This is a genomic window from Streptomyces fulvorobeus, assembly GCF_013167895.1.
GTDB lineage: Bacteria > Actinomycetota > Actinomycetes > Streptomycetales > Streptomycetaceae > Streptomyces > Streptomyces fulvorobeus.
Map to the genome: position 1 here is coordinate 4,938,522 of NZ_BLWC01000001.1, position 24,706 is coordinate 4,963,227.

The window sequence follows — 24,706 nt, forward strand, 5'->3', positions numbered from 1 at the left end:
CCTCGATGACCAGGGTGCTTGTGGTCGACGACGAGCCGCAGATCGTACGCGCCCTCGTGATCAACCTGAAGGCGCGCGAGTACGAGGTCGACGCGGCGCCGGACGGAGCGACGGCCCTCCAGCTGGCCGCCGCCCGCCATCCGGATGTCGTCGTCCTGGACCTCGGGCTGCCCGACATGGACGGCGTCGAGGTGATCCGGGGGCTGCGCGGCTGGACGCGGGTGCCGATCCTGGTGCTCTCCGCCCGCCACACGTCGGACGAGAAGGTCGAGGCCCTGGACGCGGGCGCCGACGACTACGTCACCAAGCCCTTCGGCATGGACGAGCTGCTGGCCCGGCTGCGCGCGGCGGTGCGCCGGGCCGAGCCCGTGGGCGCGGACGGCCCGGACGGCGTCGTCGTCGTGGAGACCGAAAGCTTCACCGTCGACCTCGCGGCCAAGAAGGTCAACCGGGCGGGCCGCGACGTACGGCTCACCCCCACCGAGTGGCATCTGCTGGAGGTCCTCGTCCGCAACGGCGGCCGGCTCGTCAGCCAGAGGCAGCTCCTCCAGGAGGTCTGGGGCCCTTCGTACGGGACCGAGACCAACTACCTCCGGGTCTACATGGCCCAGCTGAGGCGCAAGCTGGAGGCCGATCCCTCGCACCCCCGGCACTTCGTCACCGAGCCAGGCATGGGCTACCGCTTCGAGCGGGGCTGACCGCCGGGAACGGCGTACGGAGAGGCCGTCGTGGAGCCTCTGAAGTCACCCGTCCGAGTGAACCCCCCGGGCACCCGTCGGCCCGCCCGGACACCGGTACCCTTCGGGTATGAGTGCTGTTCCCCGATTCGAGAAGGCCGGCAAGGCGGACAAGCCGTCGGGCCGCTTCCGCCGGATGCTCGGCCGCCTGTCCACCTCCCAGCAGGACCTGGAGTCCGAAGAGCTGCGGGAGGACACGCAGGCGTCGGGGTGCACCCGGATCGCCGAGTGCTCCGACCGCCAGATCGTCAAGGTGACTGGTACGTTGCGAACCGTCACCCTGCGCCCGCGCGCCGGAGTGCCCGCCCTGGAGGCGGAACTCTTCGACGGTACGGCGCCGCTCGACGTGGTCTGGCTGGGGCGGCGCTCCATCGTCGGCATCGAGCCGGGCCGTAAGCTCATCGCCTCGGGCCGTGTCTCCATGAGCCACGGACGCCGGGTGCTGTTCAACCCCAAATACGAACTCCGACCGCTGGGCAAGGAGTAGCCGGTGACGTCTCTCGACAAGCCGACGTCCGACACGGACACGTCCCACCCCACCGCCCAGGAGGAGGCCGCCGCGAAGGCGGTCACCGAGGCCGCGCTCTCCGAGGCGTTCGGCGGTGTCCGCGGCATGGTGGAGACAGTCCTGCCCGGACTGCTCTTCGTCACGATGTTCACCATCAACAAGGACCTGCACACCGCGGCCATCGCGGCCCTGGTCGTGTCGGTGGCCATGGTCGGGGTCCGGCTGATCCGCAAGGACACCGTCAAGCACGCCTTCAGCGGCGTCTTCGGCGTGGCCTTCGGCGTGGTCTTCGCGATGATGACAGGCAACGCCAAGGACTTCTACCTGCCGGGCATGATCTACACGCTCGGACTGGCGCTCGCCTACATCATCACGACGATCGCGGGCGTGCCGCTGATCGGCCTGATCCTGGGTCCGGTCTTCAAGGAGAACCTCTCCTGGCGCACCAGGAACCCGGGACGCAAGGCCGCCTACGCCAAGGCCAGTTGGGCCTGGGGGCTGATCCTGCTCGCCAAGTGCGCGATCCTCTTCCCGCTCTACTGGTGGGCCGACACCGCCCAGCTCGGCTGGGTCCTGGTCTCCCTGAAGATTCCGCCGTTCCTGCTGGCGGTCTATCTGACCTGGCTCTTCCTCGCCAAGGCGCCGCCGCCGATCGACGTCTTCGCCGAGATGGAGGCGCAGGAGCAGGCCGAGAAGGAGCGCGAGGCGCGGGACGCGCAGGCCACCGGCCACGACGGCTGAGCCTGCGCCCGCATGCACGTACGACGAGAGGCCCCGCACCGGTTCGCACGGTGCGGGGCCTCTCGTCGTCCGGCGGGTACGGGCTCGCGCGCGTACGTGCCGGGATCAGTCCTCGGTGAGCTCGCGCCGCACCGACAGCAGATCCTCCAGCTGTTCCTCCCGTGCCTGGGCCGCCACGAAGAGCAACTCGTCACCGGCTTCCAGCGACTCCTCCACGCTCGGGGTGAGGACACGCGTACCGCGGATGATCGTGACCAGCGAGGTGTCCTCGGGCCAGGCCACATCGCCGACCCGGGTACCGGCGAGCGCCGACTCCGGCGGCAGCGTGAGCTCGACGAGGTTGGCGTCGCCGTGGCTGAAGCGCAGCAGCCGGACCAGGTCGCCGACGCTCACCGCCTCCTCGACCAGGGCCGACATCAGCCGCGGCGTGGAGACCGCGACGTCGACGCCCCAGGACTCGTTGAACAGCCACTCGTTCTTCGGGTTGTTCACCCGGGCGACGACCCGCGGGACGCCGTACTCGGTCTTCGCGAGCAGGGAGACGACGAGGTTGACCTTGTCGTCCCCGGTCGCCGCGATCACGACGTTGCACCGCTGGAGGGCGGCCTCGTCGAGCGAGGTGATCTCGCAGGCGTCCGCGAGCAGCCACTCGGCCATCGGGACCCGCTCCACCGAGATGGCGGTCGGCGCCTTGTCGATCAGCAGCACCTCGTGCCCGTTCTCCAGCAGTTCGGCCGCGATGGAGCGGCCCACCGCGCCTGCTCCGGCAATCGACACGCGCATCAGTGACCGCCCTCTTCCGGGCCCTCGGCGAAGGCCGCCTCGACCTTCGCGATCTCGTCCGTACGCATCATCACGTGGACCAGGTCGCTCTCCTGCAGGACGGTCTGCGACGTCGGCAGGATCGCTTCACCCAGACGGGTGAGGAAGGCCACGCGGACGCCCGTCTGCTCCTGCAGCGTGCTGATCTTGTGGCCGATCCACGAGGGCGTGGTGTGCACCTCGGCGAGCTGCACACCACCGCTCGGGTCGCGCCACAGCGGCTCGGCGCCGGACGGCAGCAGCCGCCGGAGCATCTGGTCCGCGGTCCAGCGGACGGTGGCCACCGTGGGGATGCCGAGGCGCTGGTAGACCTCGGCCCGCCGGGGGTCGTAGATCCGTGCGGCGACGTTCTCGATGCCGAACATCTCGCGGGCCACGCGCGCCGCGATGATGTTCGAGTTGTCGCCGCTGCTCACCGCGGCGAACGCGCCGGCTTCCTCGATCCCGGACTCGCGGAGCGTGTCCTGGTCGAAACCGACCCCGGTGACCCGGCGGCCGCCGAACCCGGAGCCCAGGCGGCGGAACGCCGTGGGGTCCCGGTCGATCACCGCGACCGTGTGTCCCTGCTTCTCCAGGGTCTGCGCGAGCGCGGCTCCGACTCGCCCGCAGCCCATGATGACGATGTGCACCTTGCGCCTACCTCGCCGTCCTGGTCGACCCGCTGACCTGCGAAAACACCCTGGTCACACTTCTTTCTCAGCTTGCCGGGCAAACAACGGGGCAACGACGTTCCGCGCGGCCCGTGAGTGAGCTTATGCCGCAGCGCATCGGCCGCCTCATCCGAGTGTGCCCCGGGTACGCACCCCTCGCCCGGCCCCGCCCCGGAACCTCTTCCCCCATCCGCCCGAAACCCGCTCGCACCCCTGCGGGCTCTTGAGCACGCGTGAAGCGACATCTAACATGTCAGTTCTATGGAGACTCTCCGGCCCGTGCGGCGGACCCTGCTGCGGGACACCGCGTACGAGGCGATTCGCGACGCCATCGTCCGCGGCGACATCCCACCCGGCGCGTCCGTCCGCGACGGCGAACTCGCCGAACGGCTCGGGCTCTCCCGGGCGCCCGTCCGCGACGCCCTCTCCCGGCTCGCGGGCGAAGGGCTGGTGGAGAGCAAGCCGCAGAGCTACACCCGCGTCACCCGGCTCGTCCCGCGTGACGTCAGGGACGCCGCAGCCGTCGTACGCGCGATGCAGGAACTCGCCGCCCGCAGTGCGGTGCCGCACCTCACGGCCGGGGACCTCGCGGCGATGCGGGCGGCGAACGAACGGTTGCGCGCGGCCGCGGCAGCCGGTGACACCGCGGCCGCGCTGCACGCCGACGACGAGCTGCACGGCGTGCTCGTCACCGCCTGCGGCAACCGGGCGGTCACCGCCACGGTCGAGCGCTACACCCCGCTGATCCGCCGCCTGGAGTGGCGGCAGTTCGGCACGGCGAGCGCGGCGCACGGCTCGGCCGCGCTGCACGGCCTGCTCATCGACGCCTGCGCCGGGGGAGACGCGGAGGGGGCCTCGCGGATCACGGCGGAGATCTGGCGCGCGCTGGAGGAACTGGCGGACGAACCGGGGGTCGATCCGGCGGACGATCCGGCGGTCCGCTGAGGCGGCCCCGGCCGCGCGGCTCCCGCCCGTCTCCCTCCTCGCCGACGCCTTGGTCAGAGGTCAGCCCGCGCTCATCGGATACAGCGCCCTCTTCACGGAAGCGTGAGCGCATGGAAGACGTTAAAGATTGAGCGAAGTTCTCTGCCCAAAGCTGGGAAATAGGAGAGATTGTCCGACTTTGATGGGGTGGTTGCTCATCGGCGTCCATAAGGAACGCATACGATCCTCTGCGTGTCCAAACTGACCGACGTGCCCAAACGGATCCTGATCGGCCGGGCGCTGCGCAGCGACAATCTGGGGGAAACGCTCCTCCCGAAACGTATCGCGCTCCCCGTCTTCGCATCCGACCCGCTGTCCTCGGTGGCGTACGCACCCGGAGAAGTCCTCCTCGTGCTGTCCATCGCGGGTGTGTCGGCCTACCACTTCAGCCCGTGGATCGCGCTCGCCGTCGTGGTGCTCATGTTCACGGTCGTCGCCTCCTACCGGCAGAACGTCCGCGCGTACCCGAGCGGCGGCGGCGACTACGAGGTCGCCACCACCAACCTCGGGCCCAAGGCCGGACTCACGGTCGCCAGCGCGCTGCTGGTCGACTACGTCCTGACCGTGGCCGTGTCGATCTCCTCCGGTGTGGAGAACCTCGGTTCGGCGGTCCCGTTCGTCGTGGAGCACAAGGTTCCGGTCGCGATCGGGGCGATCGTGCTGCTGACGCTGATGAACCTGCGCGGCGTCAAGGAATCAGGCAAGCTCTTCGCCATCCCGACGTACCTCTTCGTGGTCGGCGTCTTCCTGATGATCATGTGGGGCGCGTACCGGGGGCTCGTCCTCGGCGACACCATGCACGCGCCCACCTCGGACCTGGAGATCAAGCCCGAGCACCAGGGGCTGGCCGGCTTCGCCCTGGTCTTCCTTCTCCTGCGCGCCTTCTCCTCCGGCTGCGCCGCTCTCACCGGCGTCGAGGCGATCAGCAACGGCGTCCCCGCGTTCCGCAAGCCGAAGAGCAAGAACGCCGCCACCACCCTCGCCATGATGGGCCTGCTGGCCGTCACCATGTTCTGCGGCATCATCGGGCTGGCCATGGCCACCGATGTCAAGATGGCCGAGAACCCGGCGAAGGACCTGCTGCGCGACGGCGCGGCGGTCGGCGGGAGTTTCGTCCAGGACCCCGTGATCTCCCAGGTCGCGGCCGCGGTCTTCGGCGACGGGACCTTCCTCTTCGTCCTCCTCGCCGCGGCCACCGCGCTCGTCCTCTTCCTGGCAGCCAACACCGCGTACAACGGCTTCCCGCTGCTCGGCTCGATCCTGGCCCAGGACCGCTATCTGCCGCGTCAGCTGCACACCCGCGGCGACCGGCTCGCCTTCTCCAACGGCATCGTGCTGCTGGCGGGCGCGGCGGTCCTGCTGGTCTGGATCTACGGCGCCGACTCGACGAAGCTGATCCAGCTCTACATCGTCGGCGTCTTCGTGTCCTTCACCCTCAGCCAGACCGGCATGGTGCGGCACTGGAACCGCCATCTGCGCACCGAGAAGGACCCGGCCGCGCGCCGTCACATGATCCGCTCGCGTGCGATCAACACCTTCGGCGCCTTCTTCACCGGCCTGGTGCTCGTCGTCGTCCTCGCCACGAAGTTCACCCACGGCGCCTGGGTCGCCCTGCTCGGCATGGTGCTCTTCTACGGGACGATGACCGCGATCCGCAGGCACTACGACCGCGTGGCCGAGGAGATCGCCGCCGACGAGACGCCGTCCGACGAGGCCGGCCGGCCGTCGCGGGTGCACTCGATCGTCCTGGTCTCCAAGCTCCACCGGCCGACGCTGCGCGCCCTGGCGTACGCGAAGCTCATCCGCTCCGACCGGCTGGAGGCGCTGTCCATCAGCGTCGACCCGCAGGAGACGAAGGTGCTCAAGGAGGAGTGGGAGCGGCGCGGCATCAACGTACCGCTGAAGATCCTCGACTCGCCCTACCGCGAGGTGACCCGTCCGGTCATCGACTACGTGAAGGGCCTGCGCCGGGAGAGCCCGCGGGACGTGGTCAGCGTCTACATCCCGGAGTACGTGGTGGGGCACTGGTACGAGCATCTGCTGCACAACCAGAGCGCCCTGCGTCTGAAGGGCCGGCTGCTCTTCACCCCCGGTGTCATGGTGACGTCCGTCCCGTACCAGCTTGAGTCGTCCGAGGCCGCGAAGAAGCGCGCCAGAAGGCGGGCCGAATGGAACGCTCCGGGATCGGTGCGCCGAGGCCCCGTGGAACGGAAACCCAAGGAGCCCACCGGTAAGGGCTGACTGGCGGGACCGATTGTGGTAAGCGGTCGTGCGACGCCCACGTAGACTGGTGGGTCGTTGTCCGGCCGCTTTTCCCTTGATCTCTGGAGCCACCCCTACATGCAGAACGAATCCACTCCGCCGCAGGCCGGGCACTCGCAGGCCGGCGACTCGCTGAGCGGTGACTCACTGATCGGGGAGGAGTACGAGGTCGAGGTCGGCCCCGTCGCGCACGGGGGCCACTGCATCGCCCGCACGGCGGAGGGCCGGGTTCTCTTCGTACGGCACACCCTCCCCGGCGAGAAGATCATCGCCCGGGTGACGGACGGCGAGACCGGCTCCCGCTTCCTGCGCGCCGACGCCGTCAAGATCCTCGAAGCCTCCAAGGACCGCGTCGAGGCCCCCTGCCCGTACGCCGGTCCCGGTCTGTGCGGCGGCTGCGACTGGCAGCACGCCAAGCCAGGCGCGCAGCGCCGCCTCAAGGGCGAGGTCATCACCGAGCAGCTGAAGCGCCTTGCGGGACTGACCCCCGAGGAGGCCGGCTGGGACGGCACGGTCATGCCGGCCGAGGGCGACAAGCTCCCGCAGGGCCAGGTGCCCGGGTGGCGCACCCGGGTCCAGTACGCGATCGACGACGAGGGCCGGGCCGGGCTGCGCAAGCACCGTTCGCACGAGATCCAGCCGATCGACCACTGCATGATCGCCGCTCCCGGCGTCAGCGAGCTGGGCGTCGAGAAGCGCGAGTGGCCGCAGCTGGCCGGGGTGGAGGCCATCTCGGCCACCGGCTCCCACGACCGTCAGGTGATCCTCACCCCGAAGGCCGGCGGCCGCCTGCCCCTCGTCGAGCTGGACAAGCCGGTCTCCGTACTCCGCGTCGAGGAGCACGACGGCGGCGTCCACCGCGTGCACGGCCGCGCCTTCGTCCGCGAGCGCGCCGACGACCGCACGTACCGGGTCGGCTCGGGCGGCTTCTGGCAGATCCACCCGCAGGCGGCCGACACCCTGGTCCGCGCGGTGATGCAGGGCCTGCTGCCCCGCAAGAACGACACCGCCCTCGACCTGTACTGCGGCGTCGGCCTGTTCGCCGGTGCGATCGGCCAGCGCATCGGCGAGAAGGGCGCGGTGCTCGGCATCGAGTCCGGCAAGCGCGCCGTCGAGGACGCCCGCCACAACCTCAAGGATCTGGAGCGGGTCCGCATCGAGCACGGCAAGGTCGACCAGGTCCTGCCGCGCACGGGCATCACGGAAGCCGACCTCATCGTCCTCGACCCGCCGCGCGCGGGCGCGGGCAAGCAGACGGTGAAGTTGCTGTCCGCACTGGGCGCCCGTCGCATCGCCTACGTCGCCTGCGACCCGGCGGCCCTGGCCCGCGACCTGGCGTACTTCCGCGAGGGCGGCTACAAGGTGCGGACACTGCGGGCGTTCGACCTCTTCCCGATGACGGCGCATGTGGAGTGCGTGGCGATTCTGGAGCCTGCGAAGAAGGACGCCTGACCTGCGGTTCATCCGAGAGCGCAGGGGCCGAGTGGTCCGCGGCGGCCTTCGCCGGGGGTGCGGATATGCGCTGTCGGTGCGGTCGGCCTTGCCGACAGCGGTCCTTCAGGCAACCACTCGGGCGGCCGTCGGTCGCCGAACTCGCCGTGAACTCCGTCCTCCACGGCGTCTCCGGAGGGGGCTTCGCCCCGCCCCTTTCCCACCACGAGAGCCGAATCGCGGTGACCGACCTTCCCCCGCCCGGTCGGCGCGACCGGCTCCCGTTCCGGACGAGGGCGGAGGCCGCAGAGTGCTCGGTAACGCCCGAGGAGCAGCGCTCCTTGTACGGCGCATCGCAGAGCGAGGCAATGATCTCTGACGCACTGGAGAACGCCGACGGCTTGGCTGGACTGCGCGTGTGTGGGAGATGGCTCTCTGCAGGCCCTGGTGCGTCTCGCACACATGCATGGGAAGGCTGTCTGGACGGACAGTAAGACGAGGTCGAGGCAGTGGCAGCGTGCGCCGTGACTCCGGCGAGGGTCGGGGAGCACGGACTGGAGCCGCACCTCTCGGACCGGCCGCGCAGCGGCTCGCACCTTGACGAAGGCCGTTCAGGCTGCCGCCACCACGTCGACGACGGTCCGATCAAGAGCCAGCCAGTCGCCAACTCCCAGGGGTGGTGGACTACAGGCGTGCCTGGAGGGCGGACATGCGGGCGACGAAGGCGGACCAGAATCCAGGCATGCCCACTGCGTGGGGACCGAAATCGGGCTGGCCTTCAGCCGATTGTGAGGGCCGGCGACGGCGAGATGCCAGCTGCCCTACGGTCAGAGGTCGTCGTCAGTGGCGGCCTGGCGGGGCCTCCGGGGTCTCCGAAACGGCCGATAGTAGCGGCGGGAAGTTGCCCGATTGCTGATGGCGACTACCGCCTCGTGGTCCTGACGCCCAGAGCGTGGTGCAGGAGGAGCCCTCGCGACCTCAGGGCGGCGGCCAACATCGTCACGGTGACCGCGAGCACTTGGCCGCGATGTCTTCGTGGCGACGTAGGGCCGCACATGGCAGCTGCCTGCGGCGTCGACGGTACTGACGACTGACGCCAACAGCAGACGAACACTCCTGAAAAGGCGACCGTTGACCGTGCCGCCTCAAGGCGGTCAGGTCTCGACACACGGTCAGGTCGAGCGTGATCAACGCCCCGGCTGCTCACGGGTCCTCCATCGGCAGGAATGCCCGGAGCCCGGAGCCAGCTGCTGCGGACGGCCGCCGGTGGCGACACCTGAGTGGGGAAGGGCCCGCGCGTACAAGTTCGACGCGAAGGGTTGTAGGGGGTGGTTGCCGCTTCTATCGTGAGGGATCGCTCCCAAGTGGGAGCGCTCCCACTCTGGCATTCGCAACATGTCCTATTGCGTACGCCACTGATGAACCATTCTATTCCCCGTTTCGTGGAGTCCTCTGGAGAAGGAGCATCGAGACCGTGAAAAAGATCAGACCTCGCCGGTTCCGCGCGGTGTTATGGGCAGGGCTCGTGACACTGCTCGCCGCGCTCTTCGTCGGTCTGCCGGCGACCAGCGCCGGCGCCGCTGAGATCGATACCGCGGCGCACTATCAGTTGGTCTCCCGGCACAGCGGTAAGGCCATGGAGATCGATGGCGGATCCACGGCCAACGGGGCCGCGCTGGTTCAGCGCACCCCTGGCTCTGTTACTCACCAGCAGTTCCAGTTCGTCGACGTCGGCGGTGGCTTCTACCAGCTCCGGGCCCGGCACAGCGGCAAGGTCCTGGACATCGAGGCGAAGTCCACCGCGGACGGCGCGAATGTCCAGCAGTACACCGCCAACGACGGATCCAATCAGCAGTTCAGCGTGGTCGACACCGACAGCGGCTTCGTCCAGTTGATCAACCGCAACAGCGGAAAAGCACTGGATGTCTGGGAGCGGTCCACCGCGGACGGCGCCCGGATCTCCCAGTACGCCGACAACGACGGCATCAATCAGCAGTGGCAGTTGGTGAAGGTCGGGGGCGGATCAGACCCTGGCCCCGACCCGGACCCGCCCGGTGACGGGCTGCAGATGGAGGATCTGAACCGGGGCCTGGTCTCGGTGCGGTCCGGCTCGGGCAACCTGGTGTCCTGGCGACTGCTGGGCACCGAGGGCTACGACACGGCGTTCAACGTGTACCGCAACGGCAGCAAGGTGAACGCCTCACCGATCACCAGCTCCACCAACTACCTGGACGGCGGCGCTCCAGCCGACGCCACGTACACGGTTCGAGCCGTGGTCGGCGGCGCTGAGCAGCCCGCCTCGGAGTCCTCGCTGCGTTTCACAGGCGGCAACTACCTCGATGTCCAGCTGCAGAATCCTGGTTCCGGCTACACCCCGGTGGAAGCCAGCCCGGGTGATGTGGACGGCGACGGGCAGTACGAGCTGATCGTGAAGTGGGACCCGTCCAACGCCAAGGACAATTCCCAGGCTGGAGTCACCGGGAACGTCTACCTGGATGCCTACCGGCTCAACGGCCAGCGGCTGTGGCGTATCGACCTGGGCCGCAACATCCGGGCCGGCGCCCACTACACCCAGTTCCAGGTCTTCGACTACGACGGCGACGGCCGGGCGGAACTCGCCGCGAAGACCGCCGACGGTACGCGCGACGGGCAGGGCACGGTGATCGGTAACGCGAGCGCGGACCACCGCAACAGTGACGGCTACGTCCTGGCCGGCCCGGAGTACCTGACCATGTTCAACGGGCTGACCGGGGCCGCGATGGACACGGCGAACTACGACCCGCCGCGCGGCAACGTCTCCTCCTGGGGCGACTCCTACGGCAACCGGGTGGACCGCTTCCTGGCCGGCACCGCCTACCTCGACGGGCAACGGCCCTCGCTGATCATGGCGCGCGGCTACTACACCCGTGCTGTCGTCGCGGCCTGGGACTTCCGCGACGGCCGGCTCACCCGCCGGTGGACGTTCGACTCCAACGCCTCGGGGAACTCTCGCGCGGCCGGACAGGGCAACCACCAGCTGTCCATCGCCGACGTCGATGCCGACGGCCGCCAGGAGGTCATCTACGGCTCCGCGACCATCAACGACAACGGCACCCTGATGTACGCCACCGGCTACGGACATGGTGACGCTCTGCACGTCGGCGACTTCGTGCCCTCCCGCACCGGTCTGGAGGTGTTCACCATCCATGAATCGGGCAACCAGCCCGGCTCCGACCTCCACGACGCCGCCACCGGATCGGTCATCCACCGCACCCCCACCAGCGGCGAAGAAGGCCCAGGCCGCGGGGTGGCCGCCGACATCTACGCCGGTAACCCGGGCGCCGAATTCTGGGGCGCGGGACCGAACATGACCCAGCTGCGCAACTCCTCCGGCGGCAATGTCGGCCGCAACCCCTCCTCGGCGAACTTCCTCGCCTGGTGGGACGGCGACCCTGTGCGCGAACTGCTCAACGGCACCCAGATCGACAAGTACGGGATCGGCGGTGACACCCGTCTGCTCACCGGTAGCGGCGTAGCCTCCAGCAACGGCAGCAAATCCACCCCGGTCCTGTCCGGGGACCTCTTCGGCGACTGGCGCGAAGAAGTCATCTGGCGCCACTCCGACAACAACGCCCTGCGCATCTACGCCACCCCGACCCCGACCACCACCAAACTCCACACCCTGGCCCACAACGCCCAGTACCGGGTCGCCCTGGCCTGGCAGAACACCGCCTACAACCAGCCACCCCACCCCAGTTACTTCCTGGGCGCCGACATGACCCGGCCACCCCAGCCCAACGTCTACGTGCGCTGACCCACCCGATCACCTCATGCGAAAGTGGAGCGTCTTCGCGGGCAGGCCGCCCCGCGAAGACGCTCCACCCGCAGTCCCGACCAGCAAACGGCGCGAAGTTACGGCCGCTTTCACCCATGCCCCTGGCTGGAGTGAAGGGACAAAGGGGGGGCAGGCGGCGCGGCCGAGGACCGGCGCGCGCTCAGCCGGTTCCGTGCTTGGGCTCCAGGGGTCGTTGCAACACCGCCTGGAGTTTGGAATTTGTCTCATCTGGTGAGCCGGCGGTAGCGGATGAGGGTGCAGGCGATGCTGGTGAAGGCCAGGAAGTGGTCGGCCTTGCGTTCGTAGCGCCGGTGGAGTCGTCGGCAGCCAGCGAGCCAGGACATGGTGCGTTCGATGGTCCACCGGTGTCGGCCGAGTCGCTGCGAGGTCTCGACGCCCCTGCGCGCGGTGCGGTGCCGGATTCCGCGTCGGGACAGCCAAGGTAGCCGTGTCCAGCGGTGGCGCCCGGCTGGTCTGGCCCGACCTCGGGCCTGGAGCACCCCGCCTACTCGCGTGAGGAGGCGCCCCAGGCGTCTTTCGACGCACTGCAGAAACGTGTCCGGCAGCTCGAAGAGGACGCCCCATCCTGGGAGCACATGGAACCGAACTGATGGAGGGAACGCCCAGGCGCGAGACGCTGCCGCCACCGCTGAGGCCCCGCGACAGGACCGGGCCTCCTGGAAGAACGAGTTCCTGGGCCTGTGTCGAAGGGCGGGATCGGGCAGGTGGCCGCATTCGACGCCTGGAGCGAGATCCCTCCTTCGGGGACGGACGCCGCGCCCACGTCGGAAGCTCTCGCCAAAGCGTCGGAGGAGCACATCGTGTTCCCGGCAACAGCGGCACGCGCCTGGACCTCCGGGCGCCGGAGACTCCCTTCCCGATCGCCGGAAGGGAGGGGAGAAGTTGAAGACCCCGTCCGAAAATCGGTAGGCCGCGGATGACGGGGACCCGGCCGATCAGTGCCGACATCCTCCGCGCGATCGCCCCGCTCCCACGTCAAGTGGAGCTGTGACGTGCGCCGTTCCGTGCGGAGGCCCCACGAAACGTTTCGGCGATGAGAGCGAAATGTGTGAGAGGTATTGACGTCGCCCGCCAGTTCCTTAGCATCTAGGTTGCTCGACACTTCGACCCTTGTTCGGTATTACGAACGCGTCGGAGTTGCTGCATCGCACAGCAGGGCACCCCGCGGTGCTCACAGACCGCCGCACACCGCACTGCACCGACAGTCCGGACAGCCTCGGGCGAGGCCAACCGGAACCACCTACTCAAGGTTGGAGAAGTCCCCATGCACAGAGGAAGTTTCAGCCGCAGCCACACATCCCTGATGCTCGCCGCCGCAGTAGCCGTCCTGGCCGCGTTGGCGGCGATGCTCGTCGCCACCCCGGCTCAGGCGGCTGCCAGTGGCGCCTTACGCGGTGTCGGTTCGAACCGGTGTCTCGATGTGCCGGGTGCCAGCCAGACCAACGGCACGTACCTGCAGATCCACGACTGCTGGGCCGGCGGGACCAACCAGCAGTGGACGTCGACGGACGGCAACCAGCTGACCGTGTACGGCGACAAGTGCCTGGATGTTCCGGGCCACGCCGTCGCGGCCGGTACCCGGGTGCAGATCTGGGCCTGTTCCGGCGGTGCGAACCAGCAGTGGCGGGTGAACGCCGACGGCACGGTCGTCGGCGTGGAGTCCGGGTTGTGCCTGGAGGCCGCGGGCGCCGGTACGGCCAACGGCACGGCGGTGCAGATCTGGACGTGCAACGGCGGCAGCAACCAGAAGTGGACCGGCCTGGCCGGGACGCCGCCCACGGACGGCACGTGTTCTCTTCCCTCGACGTACCGGTGGACGTCGACAGGTGTGCTGGCACAGCCGGCGAACGGGTGGGCCGCGGTGAAGGACTTCACCACCGTGACGCACAACGGCAAGCACCTGGTCTACGCGTCGAACGTGTCGGGATCGTCGTACGGCTCGATGATGTTCAGTCCCTTCACCAACTGGTCGGACATGGCGTCGGCCGGCCAGGCCGGGATGAGCCAGGCCGCGGTGGCGCCCACGCTGTTCTACTTCGCGCCGAAGAACATCTGGGTGCTGGCGTACCAGTGGGGTGCGTGGCCCTTCATCTACCGCACGTCGAGCGACCCCACCAACCCCAACGGCTGGTCCTCTCCGCAGCCGCTGTTCACCGGGAGCATCTCCGGCTCCGACACCGGACCGATCGACCAGACCCTGATCGGCGACGGCCAGAACATGTACCTGTTCTTCGCCGGTGACAACGGCAAGATCTACCGGGCCAGCATGCCGATCGGGAACTTCCCGGGCAACTTCGGTTCGTCGTACACGACGATCATGAGTGACACGAAGGCCAACCTGTTCGAGGGCGTACAGGTCTACAAGGTTCAGGGCCGGAACCAGTACCTCATGATCGTCGAGGCGATGGGTGCGAACGGGCGCTACTTCCGCTCCTTCACGGCCTCCAGCCTCAGCGGCTCGTGGACGCCGCAGGCCGTGGGCGAGAGCAACCCCTTCGCGGGCAAGGCCAACAGCGGTGCCACCTGGACCAACGACATCAGCCACGGTGACCTGGTCCGCGACAACCCCGACCAGACCATGACCATCGACCCCTGCAACCTGCGGTTCCTCTACCAGGGCAAGTCCCCCGCCGCGGGCGGTGACTACAACCAACTGCCGTGGCGGCCGGGTGTCCTCACCCTGCGGCGCTGACCTTCCCGGCTCACGGTGACCGTGATGTGGTGCGGTCTCCAGGCGTGTGAGTGCGCGGTTCACGGTGTGGGCGGTCCCGCCTGCTGACCGCCACTCACCGCCTTGAGGAACCCCAGCCGTGCGGCGGCCGGGGTTCCTCGCACAGCGGTACCAGGTGGGCGCGGGGAAGGACCGTAGGAGGTGCACCGGTCTGCCGCAGCCCTACGACCCGCCCGGCGCGGGCGCCCATGACTCAAGATCGGGATCTGCGACTGGGGTACGGAGCCTCCGGAACTCGCGGCCTGGGACGAGCGGCCCTGGCCGTGGAGTCATGAGTACTGCGCTATTGACTGTGCGGAGGCACTTGTCCCGCAGACTGCGCGACCGACAGCGCTGGGAGCGGTCCATGCCGGACAACGGTTCACGCAGTGCTGAGAATCCGATCCGGGTCTTCCTTCTCGACGATCACGAAGTGGTCCGGCGCGGTGTACGTGATCTCCTCGGTGACGAACCCGACATCAGCGTCGTAGGGGAGGCGGGGACCGCGGAACAGGCTCTGACACGAGTCCCCGCTCTGCGCCCGGATGTGGCGGTGCTCGACGTACGGCTTCCAGACGGCAACGGTGTGGATGTCTGCCGCGAACTGCGCTCGCGCATGCCTGACCTCGCTTGCCTGATGCTGACGTCCTTCGACGATGAGGAAGCCCTGTTGGACGCCGTCATGGCCGGGGCCAGGTAGGGCTGCCCCGCACCTCGCCGTGCGGCGACCGCTCGTCACCGCCGGACGGCTGGTGGCCGAGAGACCGCCCGCCCGGGCATTCACGTGCGTGAGTCGGGGGCGTAGCCCTGCTCGGTCGCGACGTCCCACGGCCGAGTGGCCCTGGGGACGGCCTGTTGGTCCCTGAGGCGCGCCTGCGTGGTGCCCCGCTGCGGATCGTGCACGCGTTCGGTCATGCGCCCGGACACCGGCCGGCCGGCGGGCCGCCGTGGAGCCCGGCCGACCACGGTCTGGAGCCGATGGCGCGGGGAGTGCCGGCCGATGCCGAGGCACGGGCACACGCGGCGGCACCGGGCGTGACCGTGACCCGGTCGGTGGTGGTCGGGGAGGCGCTGGAGGTCTGGAGATCGAATCGCGGTCGGCGTCCCTGGCAGTCGTCGGCAGCCGGGGACTCAGCGGGTTCTCAGGGCTGTTGCTGGGCTCGACAGCGGTGCATCTGGCCGCACACGGCCGCTGCCCGCTGATGGTGGTGCGAGGCCGTCCAGATCCGTCCGGAGCGGTGCTGCTGGCCGTCGACGGCTCCGACGCCCAGCTGGTCGTGGCCGGCGCCCGGGGGCGCGGTGGTTTCACCGGCCTGCTGCTCGGTTCGGTCAGTCAGGCCCTGCTGCACCACGCCCACTGCCCCGTCACCGTGGTCCGTGGCCAGGAATGACCGTGAACTTCCTCCCGGGACAGGCGGAGGCCCTCGGCCTCCGCCTGTCCGACCTGGCGTTCGCCTCCTGCCGGCGCGTCGGCCCGGTTGCCCCTACTCGGTGCCGAGGCCCGCGGCGTCGACCTCCGCCTTGGTCTCGGACTTGAGGATCTTGTTGAGCGGTCCGAGGTCGTAGATGCCCTTGAGGGTGGGCTCCTCCAGCAGGCCGGCCTTCACCGCGTGTTCGGCCTGGGTGTCGAGGGTGGTGGCCAGCGGGTCGTCGAGGAAGGTGATGGACTCCCAGGCCGGGTCGATGACCTCGGCGGGCAGCGCCTTGCCCGACAGCTCCTTCAGTGCCGCGTTGGCGGAAGCCTTGGCGTCCTGCGGGTTGGCGTTGATCCACTCGTTCGTTCTCACCGAGCCGCGCAGTACGGCCTCGACGACGTCCGGGTGCTCCTTGAGGAACTTCTGCGACACGATGATGTTCGTGATCACGAACTTCTTGTCGGGCCACAGGGCGGACTCGTCGAGCAGCACCTTCGCGCCCTGGGTGACCAGCTTGGACGCCGTGGGTTCCGGTACCCACGCGCCGTCGATGGAACCGGTCTTGTAGGCATCCGGGGCGGTCTTGTTGTCCGTGCGGACCACGGAGACATCGCCCTTGCCGCTCTGCGCGTCGACCTTCCAGCCCTGCTCCGCGATCCAGTTGAGGAAGGCGACGTCCTGGGTGTTGCCGAGCTGCGGTGTGGCGATCCTCTTGCCCTTGACGTCGTCCAGGGACGTGATCCTGTCCGGGTTGACGACGAGCTTCACACCGCCGGACGCGGAACCGCTGATGATGCGCAGGTTCTTGCCTTGGGACCTGGTGTAGCCGTTGATGGAGGGGGAGGGGCCGATCCAGCCGATGTCGATGGAGCCGGCGTTCAGCGCCTCGATCTCGGAAGGGCCCGCGTTGAAGGTGGACGTCTTGATCGTGGTGCCGCCCAGCTCCTTCTGGAGCAGGCCCTCCTGGACACCCACCAGAGCGGTGGCGTGCGTGAGGTTGGGGAAGTAGCCGATCTTCACCTCGTCGGCCGAGAGCTTCTCGGCGTCTGCCGCGACCTCGGTCCGCTTGCCGTCGTCGGTGGACTCGGAACCGTAGCCGCAGGCGGTGAGCAGGAGGGGGAGCGCGGCTATGACGGCGAGGGTGCGCAGGGGGGTGAGCGGTCTGACGGCAGACACGAAGGTGTCCTCTCCGGGATGGCGGGATGGGTGGTCAGGGAGGTACGGAAGTGTGAGGCGGAGTGACCCGGACGCACCGGCACTCGCTCCCGGCCATCAGCGGCAGCCATGCCGGAGATGGCTAAGGCGAGGGCGGGGGCGGGGTTGGGGTCGGCCGAGGAGGGTGTCCGGTCCGACGAAAGCGGTCCGGTGACGGGGAAGCGGCGCTGGTGGAAAGCGAGTCAGCTTCTACGGCGTCAGGAGGGGCCGACTACAGAGGGCGCCGGCCGTGCGGGCGAGATCGATGTGACGACGCCGGGTCAGCAGGGGTAGCGACCGGGGTGCGCGGTCGGACGTTTCCATGGCCACCTCCCGCGAATCCTAGTTTTCCTACCTGGTTGACAGGGATCGTGGCAGAAGGCGGCGTCCGCTCCAAGTAGTGTTTTGCATGATGGACACCACTGTCTCGCCATCCGGGACGGGTGTCAGCTGGTCCGACGCGTCAGGGGTTTACCCAGGCTTCGGGGTCATCGGCCAACGCGGATACCCTGGGGGGCAGTTGAGCCGATGCGACCTCGGCGAGCGAGACGCCGTCGAGGATCTCGCGCACGTTGGACCGCACGGCGATCCAGAGGGGGAGCAGTGACTCGGCGGGGCCGGTGTAGGACAACTCCGGGGGGCGGACCCCGCGTACCGACACCAGAGGGCCGTCCACCACGCGGATGACATCGGCGATGCTGATGGACTCGGCGGGTCTGGCCAGCCGGTAACCGCCGTTGCCGCCGCGCCGGCTGAGCACCAGGCCGCCCCTGCGCATGTCGTTGAGGATGCCTTCGAGGAACTTGTGCGGAATGTCCTGCGCGTCGGCGATGGCCTCGGCTTTCAGCGGAACGTCGTCCAGGGACGCGGCGAGCTGCAGCGCGGCACGTACCGCGTAGTCCGCCCTGGCCGAGATCCGCATGCGCCCAGTATCCCGTACAGCTCGACCGGTGCCCGTCGCGGGGGGCCGCGGGGCGGCGTGCTCCCGCCCCACGGCCCCGGGGATCAGGCCGCGGCGGGGGTGTAGTGCGAGGCGTCGTCGCCCTCGACGAGGTGGCTGAGGGTGCCGTCGATCCCGGCGGGGACGTCGCCCGCGACGGTCACCCGGGTGCAGCAGGCGCGGCAGGTCGCCGTAGTCGTCGGCGATATCCGGCCGAGTCAATGCGGCCCGCGCGGATATCTCATGTCTGAACGACTCGTCATGTGGGTGAAGTGCGACGTTCATAATTGCCCGCATGCTCGCGTTCACATGCCGCTGCGCTGCCCGGGCCGGGAAATTCGGGCGGCCTCGCACGGTCAGACGGGCAGGACGAAAGGAGGGTGCGCACCGTTGAGGAAGTAGTCACCGACATCGCGGAGCCGGTGGGTGGCGGGCTCGTACAAGGTGTGGGTCCTGGCATTGCGCCAGAAGCGGTCGAAGCCCAGGCGTGCGGACGCGGCGCGGGTGCCGATGATGTCGAGGGCGCGGGCGGTGGACTCCTGGGCAGCCCTGGAAGCGGCGGCTTCGGCCATGGCCGCGAGGACGGAGATCTCCGCGTACTCGTCGTAGGTGAGGTCTTCACCGCGGGCCAGCCCGCCGTGCACGGCGTCCAGCGCCTGGCCGGCGAGTGCGGACGCGGAGCGGGCCAGGACGGTGAGTTCGCCGTAGACGGTCAGCACGTGCGGGTCCTGGGGCGAGCCGGCCGGCCAGGCGGGGTGCCAGGGGGAGTGTCCCACCCGGCTGTACTCACGGGTTTCGGCGAGCACTCCGTCAGTGATGCCCAGGAGGAGCTGGACCGAGAGAAGACGCCCGACCGGCGAAGCCAGCGCGGCCCGGGGCGAGAGGACGTCCTCGTCCGCGGACAGAGAACCGAGTACGTCGCCGGCGGCGACCGGTACCGCGTCGAACTCCACGCTGCCGCCGGCCGCCAGCCGCTGGCCGAACGTGTCGGTGTCACCGTCGATCCGCACGCCGTGGCGGCCCGGGCGGACGGCGACGGCGACCGGTTCGCCGGTGTCGGCCAGCTCGGCCCGCACAGCGAGGTGGTCGGCGACCAGGACCCCGGTGGCGTAACTCTGCCGACCGTCGAGCACATAGCCACCCGCTTTCCTGGCCAGCGTCGGAGGCAGCTCCTGACAGCCGAAACCACCACCCCAGCACCCCTGATCGGCCGCGGGGATCCGCTCCGCCTGAGCGGGGACGGGCGGTTCGGTGAAGGACCGGGCACTCCACGACAGGAAGTAGTGACAGCCGAGCAGTTGGCCGACCGCGCTGTCGGCGGCGGCGATCTCCCGGACGACGGAGTAGGCCGTGGCCCAGTCCGCGCCGCCTCCCCGAGCTCGGCCGGCACGAGGAGTGTCAGCAGTCCCGCTTCCCGCAGGCGCTCCACCTCGTCGAAGGGGACCTTGCCCGCCTGCTCCCTGGTCACCGCGTCCGTGGCCAGGTCATCAGCCGTCTCTCGGCCCACGCGCAGCCAGTGCGCGCGGCTGGGCCCGGTCCGGTCGGATTCCGGTACGGGGCCGGACGGCGCGGTGGCAACGCCCATGGCGGGGGTCTCCTCAAGGTCATCGGCGAGGGGTGGTGTCCGCGCTCTCCCGCAGGCTGGGCAGGTACGTGTGGCCCACGGGCCGTACGGTGACGATGTGGTGCCGGTGAGCCCTGACCGGCTTGCGGCGCAGGCCGGTCGTCCCTCAGAAGTACGTCAGGGGGAGGGGCGGAGCGCACGGGCGGATGCGAGGTGTGAGCCGCGTATCTCAGACGCGACAGCAGGCGGCACTGACGACGTGACCGAAATCGACATGCCGACGACGAACGAGTCGTTGCTGCGTGTGGGCCATGCGCATCATCCTGCGCATCCGCGGGGCGGGCCGTCAATACTTCCCTAGTAATTCAGTGGGAAATATGGAGCCGCCCTCTGGCGCGAAGGGCCGGTGGCGGCGCGGACCAGGAACCCGCCGACGTGTGGGGCACGGAACGGTCCCGGGGATACGCGAGGACCGGGAGCCGGTCCGGCATCCGGGCCGTGGTTGACGAGGCGTGAGATGTGCTGCTCAATTGGGCGCATGAACGCCGAGCAGCGCCTGGTGACCCGCGATCACATCGACTTCGGTCCGGTGGGGTCGGCGGCGTGCTGCGCCTGACGCGCAGTAGGCCCTCCTACCGATCGGCCCGCGCCCCGGCTCGCTGAACACCAGCCCGCTCCCTGGCGTCGCTGCATCGTCTCCAGGCGTTCCGAGGGCGCGGCTATGACAGCGAGTGCCCCTCCCGGCTCGGTGGAGCATCTCCGCAAGTCCCGCCGCCACATCGCGTACCGCTGCTCGGCGCCGACTTCCGGCACCCGGCGATCGTCGAGGCGTCCGAGCTGTTCGCCCGTGCCGATGGGGTGGTGACCGGCACGCCCGTCCGCAAGGCCGCCTGCTCGGGGTTGCTGAAGTCCTTGCTGGACCTGCTGCCGCAGTACAGGTCGACAGGACAGCGGCGCCGGTCTGCGGCGGCAGTACTGTGCGAAATCCCGAACGACCGGAAGGACCTGACGTGGTGGGGTCGGCGGAGCTGTACGGGCTGGCCATCGGCCTGATGATCGCGGCGGTGACCGCGCCCGTGGGGGTGTCGGGTGCGGTGTTCCTGCTGCCGGTCCAGCTGAGTGTGCTGGCAGTGCCGAGTCCGGCGGTCACCCCCACCAACCTGTTGTACAACGTGGTGGCCGGGCCCGGCGCCCTGCTGCGCTACCGCCGTGCCGACATGATGAACAGCCCTCTGACGCGGCGCCTGGTGATCGGCACGCTGCCCGGCGTCGTCGTCGGAGCGGTGGTGCGGATCTTCGCCGTCCCCGGCCCCACCGCCTTCCGCCTGCTCGTCGCCGGATTGCTGATGCCCCTGGGGCTGTGGCTGATCACCCGCACCCTCCGGCCTGCCGGGCCCGTCCCGGCGGCGGAGCCCTCGCCCCGTGCCATCACCGGCCTGGCGCTGGCCGTCGGCACCGTGGGAGGGATCTACGGAATCGGCGGCGGCTCCATCCTCGCGCCCCTTCTCGTCGGCCGGGGAATGCCGGTGAGCCAGGTCGCCCCGGCAGCCCTCGCCTCCACCTTCGTCACATCCGTGACCGGGGCCGCCGCCTTCGCGCTGCTGTCCCTGACCGGCTCGGGTGACGTCGCCCCCGACTGGATTCTCGGGCTGGCCTGCGGTCTGGGCGGGCTGATCGGCGGCTACCTCGGGGCCCGCCTCCAGCCCTGTCTGCCGGAGACCGCCCTGCGCCTGCTGCTCGGCGCGCTGGCCACGGCCATCGGGGCCGTCTACGCCGTGCTGTCGCTGATATGAGATGACATGAGATGAGTGAGGCGACGGGGCCGAGTCCTCCAAACTGTGCACCCCGGGCGCGTCAATATCTGTTCCCGTGAAATGAGAGTTTTACGGACCGGGTGATGAGAGTTCTTGCCGCGATGAGTCGCGATGAGTAAGGCGGAATTGTGCGGCGGGCACAGACCCTCCCTGCGTGCTACTGTTGATCTCAGTTGCAGTTGTGGTTCCCAAAACTTCAAGTGCCCCCACCGGCTCCTGCCGATGGGAGCACTTTTGTATTTCCGGTCATGTTCCGGGCGGGGTAATCATCGCGGCGACACGGTGTCCGCACAGTGTGGATTCCGCTGTACTGCCCCAAAGGAGATTGACATGGCTGCTGGTACCGTGAAGTGGTTCAACGCGGAAAAGGGCTTCGGCTTCATCGAGCAGGACGGTGGCGGCCCGGACGTGTTCGCCCACTACTCGAACATCGCCGCCCAGGGTTTCCGTGAGCTGCTCGAAGGCCAGAAGGTCACCTTCGACATCGCGCAGGGCCAGAAGGGCCCGACGGCCGAGAACATCGTTCCGGCCTGACGCTGACGCGCACCATGTAGCTGGGGCCCGCATCCTTCGGGGTGCGGGCCCCAGCTGCACGCGTTGACTCCAGCATTTTCTCCCGGGCGGACGGCGCGGAGTGATCCGCAGTTCCGCCCCATGCCGGTTCTCCTCCAGGATGCAGGCGCATCCTGTCGAGGCACACCGCGGTAGACGGCGCCCGGATTGCACGTCCCTCGCGTCACCTGTCCCACGCACCTGTGCCCGCGTGTATTCCCGTAGGCCAGATCTTTTTCTTTTTTCCATCGGTCCATACTCGTGATTCACCATGCTGCTTCTCGCTGGGGGAATTCCTTGATATGTGCCGCATCAAGGAAGGTCCCCGCATGAACCCCACACGTACGAACGACCGTTCGGCCCGCACCCGTTACGGCTCTGCCGACGCCGGAAAGGCTGGCAGCCGTTTCGGCTCGTCGGCACCGCGCCGTTCCGGCGGCCCGGCCCGCTCCGGTGGTTACGGCCGCCGGCCCGCCGCAGTGCAGGGTGAGTTCGCGCTCCCGAAGACGATCACCCCCGCGCTGCCCGCCGTCGAGAGCTTCGCGGATCTCGGCATGCCCCAGCAGCTGCTTGCGGAACTCGGCAAGCAGGGCATGACCACCCCGTTCCCGATCCAGGGTGCGACGCTGCCGAACTCCCTGGCGGGCAGGGACGTACTGGGCCGAGGGCGCACCGGTTCCGGCAAGACCCTCGCCTTCGGCCTCGCTCTCCTCGCCCGTACCGCGGGACTGCGCGCCGAACCCCGCCAGCCGCTGGGGCTGATCCTCGTACCCACACGTGAGCTGGCCCAGCAGGTGACGGACGCGCTCACGCCGTACGCCCGCTCGGTCGGACTGCGGCTGGCCACGGTGGTGGGCGGGATGTCGATCGGCAGGCAGGCGGGCGCGCTGCGAAGCGGCACCGAAGTCGTCGTCGCGACCCCCGGCCGGCTCAAGGACCTCATCGACCGTGGGGACTGCCGGCTGAACCAGGTGGGCATCACCGTCCTGGACGAGGCCGACCAGATGGCCGACATGGGCTTCATGCCGCAGGTCACCGCGCTGCTCGACCAGGTGCGTCCGGAGGGGCAGCGGATGCTGTTCTCCGCCACCCTGGACCGCAACGTCGATCTGCTGGTACGCCGCTACCTGACCGACCCCGTCGTGCATTCGGTCGACCCGTCGGCCGGTGCGGTCACCACGATGGAACACCACGTCCTGCACGTCCAGGGCGCCGACAAGTTTGCCGCCACGACCGAGATCGCGGCCCGTGAGGGCCGGGTCATCATGTTCCTGGACACCAAGCACGCCGTGGACCGACTCACCCAGGACCTGCTCAACAGCGGTGTCCGGGCGGCCGCGCTGCACGGCGGGAAGTCACAGCCGCAGCGCACCCGCACGCTGGCCCAGTTCAAGACCGGGCACGTCAGCGTGCTGGTGGCGACCAATGTCGCGGCGCGCGGCATCCACGTCGACAACCTCGACCTCGTCGTGAACGTCGACCCGCCGACCGATCACAAGGACTACCTCCACCGCGGCGGCCGGACCGCCCGCGCCGGCGAGTCGGGCAGTGTCGTCACCCTCGTCACGCCGAACCAGCGCCGTGACATGGTCCGCCTCATGTCGGACGCCGGCATCCGGCCGCAGACCACCCAGGTCCACTCGGGCGACGAGGCACTGAGCCGTATCACCGGTGCCCAGACGCCGTCCGGCATCCCGGTCGTCATCACCGCACCGGTCTCCGAGCGCCCCAAGCGCAGCAGCTCCTCCCGGGGCCGGCGCCGCCCCGCTTCGGTGACCGGGCGCGCGCCGGCACGCGAGTCGCGTTTCGGCACGGCAGCCTAGAACGGTCGTGATCAGGAGGCCGTCCCCCCTCCGGGGGAAGGCTCTTCCGACGCCCTTTCAGGTGCGATCCCGCCCGGCGCGAGCCGACCCCGCGCACCGGCCTGGTCACCCAGGCCGGGCCGGCCGCAGTCCGGGACCACTCCGCCCCACGCACCCCTGCGTCCGCGCGACGCTGGCGGCGGCCACGGCGGCTCGTTCACCTCACCCGTGACCGATGCGGCCGGGGCCGAGCACGTGACGCGCAACCACCGGCTCGGTACGCTGCCGGTGGGCAACGAACAAGGCAGCGCCCTGGGCGTCCTCGCCCTCTCCCGCTGCCCCGCCTCATCCCTGGCCGGACCCGCTCCGCCCCTTCTCCTTGTGAGGCCACATGCGCTTTGTCATCGCCCGCTTCCCGTTCGACCTCACCAGAGGTGGCGTGCTGGAATCGATGAAGGGCATCAAGCCCGAACCGGGCACCGGCGAATCGGTGATCATCGGCCGCCGCCACTACCCCGTCAAGCAGGTCGGCCAGGTCCTCACACGTCAGGACCGACGTGACTTCAGCGCCGCCGAAGTCCTCCGGGCGATGGCCAAGCTCGGCTTCACCTGCCGCACCCTCCCCGAGGCCGCACCCGTAGACGTCCTGGGTTCGCTCCAGGGAGCCTCCGCGATCCTCGGCACTGCCGCACCCGCGACCGCCTGAACCGACCGGAAACGACGCCATCCGAACACCGCCGGTGGC

Annotated in this window: 18 protein-coding genes and 6 pseudogenes; 15 read left to right on the forward strand and 9 right to left on the reverse strand. The window is 69.3% G+C overall.

The features are described from left to right. Window positions 1-5: 5 nt before the first annotated feature. From Sfulv_RS22185 to Sfulv_RS22195, 3 genes are all read left to right on the forward strand, one after another. The gene (locus tag Sfulv_RS22185; protein WP_173316300.1) at window positions 6-698 is read left to right on the forward strand and encodes a response regulator; all 693 of its coding nucleotides are present in this window, start codon (window positions 6-8) and stop codon (window positions 696-698) included. Between the two features lie 109 nt (window positions 699-807). After that, complete coding sequence (locus tag Sfulv_RS22190; RefSeq protein WP_173316301.1) at window positions 808-1,224, forward strand: OB-fold nucleic acid binding domain-containing protein; 417 nt, start codon at window positions 808-810, stop codon at window positions 1,222-1,224. 3 nt (window positions 1,225-1,227) lie between these two features. Continuing rightward, a complete protein-coding gene (locus Sfulv_RS22195) occupies window positions 1,228-1,986 on the forward strand; it encodes a DUF3159 domain-containing protein (RefSeq protein ID WP_173316302.1) in 759 nt (252 codons plus the stop codon). A gap of 105 nt (window positions 1,987-2,091) precedes the next feature. Here the strand turns inward: Sfulv_RS22195 and Sfulv_RS22200 are convergent, their stop codons facing one another. Both Sfulv_RS22200 and Sfulv_RS22205 read right to left on the reverse strand, forming a co-directional pair. Then, window positions 2,092-2,769: a potassium channel family protein gene (locus Sfulv_RS22200; RefSeq protein ID WP_173316303.1), complete on the reverse strand. Its 678-nt coding sequence runs from the start codon at window positions 2,767-2,769 to the stop codon at window positions 2,092-2,094. Beyond that, window positions 2,769-3,437, reverse strand: coding sequence for a potassium channel family protein (locus Sfulv_RS22205; RefSeq protein WP_173316304.1), 669 nt, complete (start codon window positions 3,435-3,437; stop codon window positions 2,769-2,771). The genes Sfulv_RS22200 and Sfulv_RS22205 overlap by 1 nt, the downstream gene beginning before the upstream one ends. Before the next feature lie 282 nt (window positions 3,438-3,719). Here Sfulv_RS22205 and Sfulv_RS22210 point away from each other — a divergent pair, with 282 nt between their 5' ends. The 4 genes from Sfulv_RS22210 to Sfulv_RS22225 all read left to right on the forward strand — a co-directional run bounded on the left by Sfulv_RS22210 (window position 3,720) and on the right by Sfulv_RS22225 (window position 11,928). Further along, window positions 3,720-4,403 (forward strand): GntR family transcriptional regulator, encoded by a 684-nt coding sequence (locus tag Sfulv_RS22210; RefSeq protein ID WP_173316305.1) that lies wholly within the window; start codon window positions 3,720-3,722, stop codon window positions 4,401-4,403. 231 nt (window positions 4,404-4,634) lie between these two features. Continuing rightward, window positions 4,635-6,683 (forward strand): APC family permease, encoded by a 2,049-nt coding sequence (locus tag Sfulv_RS22215; RefSeq protein ID WP_173316306.1) that lies wholly within the window; start codon window positions 4,635-4,637, stop codon window positions 6,681-6,683. Window positions 6,684-6,782: 99 nt separating this feature from the next. Then, entirely contained in the window at window positions 6,783-8,156 is a 1,374-nt protein-coding gene (locus tag Sfulv_RS22220) for a class I SAM-dependent RNA methyltransferase (protein WP_173316307.1), read from the forward strand. Window positions 8,157-9,609: 1,453 nt separating this feature from the next. After that, window positions 9,610-11,928, forward strand: a complete 2,319-nt coding sequence (locus tag Sfulv_RS22225) for a rhamnogalacturonan lyase family protein (protein ID WP_178134761.1) — start codon at window positions 9,610-9,612, stop codon at window positions 11,926-11,928. A 245-nt stretch (window positions 11,929-12,173) separates the two neighbouring features. On the opposite strand, the pseudogene Sfulv_RS22230 reads toward Sfulv_RS22225, so the two are convergent. Then, window positions 12,174-12,371, reverse strand: a pseudogene (locus Sfulv_RS22230) (transposase); the annotation flags it as partial. Window positions 12,372-13,234: 863 nt separating this feature from the next. On the opposite strand from Sfulv_RS22230, the gene Sfulv_RS22235 reads away from it, so the two are divergent. Together Sfulv_RS22235 and Sfulv_RS22240 are read left to right on the forward strand one after the other, a co-directional pair. Continuing rightward, a complete protein-coding gene (locus Sfulv_RS22235) occupies window positions 13,235-14,662 on the forward strand; it encodes a non-reducing end alpha-L-arabinofuranosidase family hydrolase (RefSeq protein ID WP_173316308.1) in 1,428 nt (475 codons plus the stop codon). Between the two features lie 385 nt (window positions 14,663-15,047). After that, window positions 15,048-15,374 (forward strand): annotated as a pseudogene (locus Sfulv_RS22240) (response regulator); the annotation flags it as partial. 86 nt (window positions 15,375-15,460) lie between these two features. On the opposite strand, the gene Sfulv_RS30665 reads toward Sfulv_RS22240, so the two are convergent. Continuing rightward, entirely contained in the window at window positions 15,461-15,595 is a 135-nt protein-coding gene (locus tag Sfulv_RS30665; RefSeq protein ID WP_256669322.1) for a hypothetical protein, read from the reverse strand. Between the two features lie 63 nt (window positions 15,596-15,658). Between Sfulv_RS30665 and Sfulv_RS22245 the strand changes: the two are divergent. Continuing rightward, window positions 15,659-16,071, forward strand: a pseudogene (locus Sfulv_RS22245) (universal stress protein). A 93-nt stretch (window positions 16,072-16,164) separates the two neighbouring features. On the opposite strand, the gene Sfulv_RS22250 reads toward Sfulv_RS22245, so the two are convergent. From Sfulv_RS22250 to Sfulv_RS22265, 5 genes and pseudogenes are all read right to left on the reverse strand, one after another. Beyond that, complete coding sequence (locus Sfulv_RS22250; RefSeq protein WP_173316309.1) at window positions 16,165-17,271, reverse strand: ABC transporter substrate-binding protein; 1,107 nt, start codon at window positions 17,269-17,271, stop codon at window positions 16,165-16,167. A gap of 228 nt (window positions 17,272-17,499) precedes the next feature. Further along, complete coding sequence (locus Sfulv_RS31550; protein ID WP_371874697.1) at window positions 17,500-17,613, reverse strand: putative leader peptide; 114 nt, start codon at window positions 17,611-17,613, stop codon at window positions 17,500-17,502. A 139-nt stretch (window positions 17,614-17,752) separates the two neighbouring features. After that, window positions 17,753-18,211: an RrF2 family transcriptional regulator gene (locus tag Sfulv_RS22255; protein WP_173316310.1), complete on the reverse strand. Its 459-nt coding sequence runs from the start codon at window positions 18,209-18,211 to the stop codon at window positions 17,753-17,755. An 83-nt stretch (window positions 18,212-18,294) separates the two neighbouring features. Continuing rightward, window positions 18,295-18,424 (reverse strand): annotated as a pseudogene (locus Sfulv_RS22260) (TauD/TfdA family dioxygenase); the annotation flags it as partial. Between the two features lie 161 nt (window positions 18,425-18,585). Then, window positions 18,586-19,814 (reverse strand): annotated as a pseudogene (locus Sfulv_RS22265) (acyl-CoA dehydrogenase family protein). 768 nt (window positions 19,815-20,582) lie between these two features. On the opposite strand from Sfulv_RS22265, the pseudogene Sfulv_RS31555 reads away from it, so the two are divergent. From Sfulv_RS31555 to Sfulv_RS22290, 5 genes and pseudogenes are all read left to right on the forward strand, one after another. Next, window positions 20,583-20,846: pseudogene (locus Sfulv_RS31555) on the forward strand (NAD(P)H-dependent oxidoreductase); the annotation flags it as partial. Continuing rightward, on the forward strand, window positions 20,804-21,586 hold the full coding sequence (locus Sfulv_RS22275; RefSeq protein WP_256669052.1) for a sulfite exporter TauE/SafE family protein: 783 nt from the start codon (window positions 20,804-20,806) through the stop codon (window positions 21,584-21,586). The pseudogene Sfulv_RS31555 and the gene Sfulv_RS22275, both read left to right, overlap by 43 nt. A gap of 351 nt (window positions 21,587-21,937) precedes the next feature. After that, window positions 21,938-22,141, forward strand: a complete 204-nt coding sequence (locus Sfulv_RS22280; protein ID WP_045556499.1) for a cold-shock protein — start codon at window positions 21,938-21,940, stop codon at window positions 22,139-22,141. A gap of 347 nt (window positions 22,142-22,488) precedes the next feature. Next, window positions 22,489-23,982, forward strand: a complete 1,494-nt coding sequence (locus Sfulv_RS22285) for a DEAD/DEAH box helicase (RefSeq protein WP_173316311.1) — start codon at window positions 22,489-22,491, stop codon at window positions 23,980-23,982. 370 nt (window positions 23,983-24,352) lie between these two features. After that, the gene (locus Sfulv_RS22290) at window positions 24,353-24,667 is read left to right on the forward strand and encodes an SCO5918 family protein (protein WP_173316312.1); all 315 of its coding nucleotides are present in this window, start codon (window positions 24,353-24,355) and stop codon (window positions 24,665-24,667) included. Window positions 24,668-24,706: the final 39 nt, after the last annotated feature.

What these genes read in the sequence shown, in the direction of transcription:
- Sfulv_RS22210 (WP_173316305.1), top strand. Translation starts at nt 3,720, where the DNA reads ATGGAGACTCTCCGGCCCGTGCGGCGGACCCTGCTGCGGGACACCGCG.
- Sfulv_RS22290 (WP_173316312.1), top strand. Translation starts at nt 24,353, where the DNA reads ATGCGCTTTGTCATCGCCCGCTTCCCGTTCGACCTCACCAGAGGTGGC.
- Sfulv_RS22235 (WP_173316308.1), top strand. Translation starts at nt 13,235, where the DNA reads ATGCACAGAGGAAGTTTCAGCCGCAGCCACACATCCCTGATGCTCGCC.
- Sfulv_RS22200 (WP_173316303.1), bottom strand. Translation starts at nt 2,769, where the DNA reads ATGCGCGTGTCGATTGCCGGAGCAGGCGCGGTGGGCCGCTCCATCGCG.
- Sfulv_RS22190 (WP_173316301.1), top strand. Translation starts at nt 808, where the DNA reads ATGAGTGCTGTTCCCCGATTCGAGAAGGCCGGCAAGGCGGACAAGCCG.
- Sfulv_RS22220 (WP_173316307.1), top strand. Translation starts at nt 6,783, where the DNA reads ATGCAGAACGAATCCACTCCGCCGCAGGCCGGGCACTCGCAGGCCGGC.
- Sfulv_RS30665 (WP_256669322.1), bottom strand. Translation starts at nt 15,595, where the DNA reads ATGACCGAACGCGTGCACGATCCGCAGCGGGGCACCACGCAGGCGCGC.
- Sfulv_RS22255 (WP_173316310.1), bottom strand. Translation starts at nt 18,211, where the DNA reads ATGCGGATCTCGGCCAGGGCGGACTACGCGGTACGTGCCGCGCTGCAG.
- Sfulv_RS31550 (WP_371874697.1), bottom strand. Translation starts at nt 17,613, where the DNA reads ATGGAAACGTCCGACCGCGCACCCCGGTCGCTACCCCTGCTGACCCGG.
- Sfulv_RS22285 (WP_173316311.1), top strand. Translation starts at nt 22,489, where the DNA reads ATGAACCCCACACGTACGAACGACCGTTCGGCCCGCACCCGTTACGGC.
- Sfulv_RS22185 (WP_173316300.1), top strand. Translation starts at nt 6, where the DNA reads ATGACCAGGGTGCTTGTGGTCGACGACGAGCCGCAGATCGTACGCGCC.
- Sfulv_RS22280 (WP_045556499.1), top strand. Translation starts at nt 21,938, where the DNA reads ATGGCTGCTGGTACCGTGAAGTGGTTCAACGCGGAAAAGGGCTTCGGC.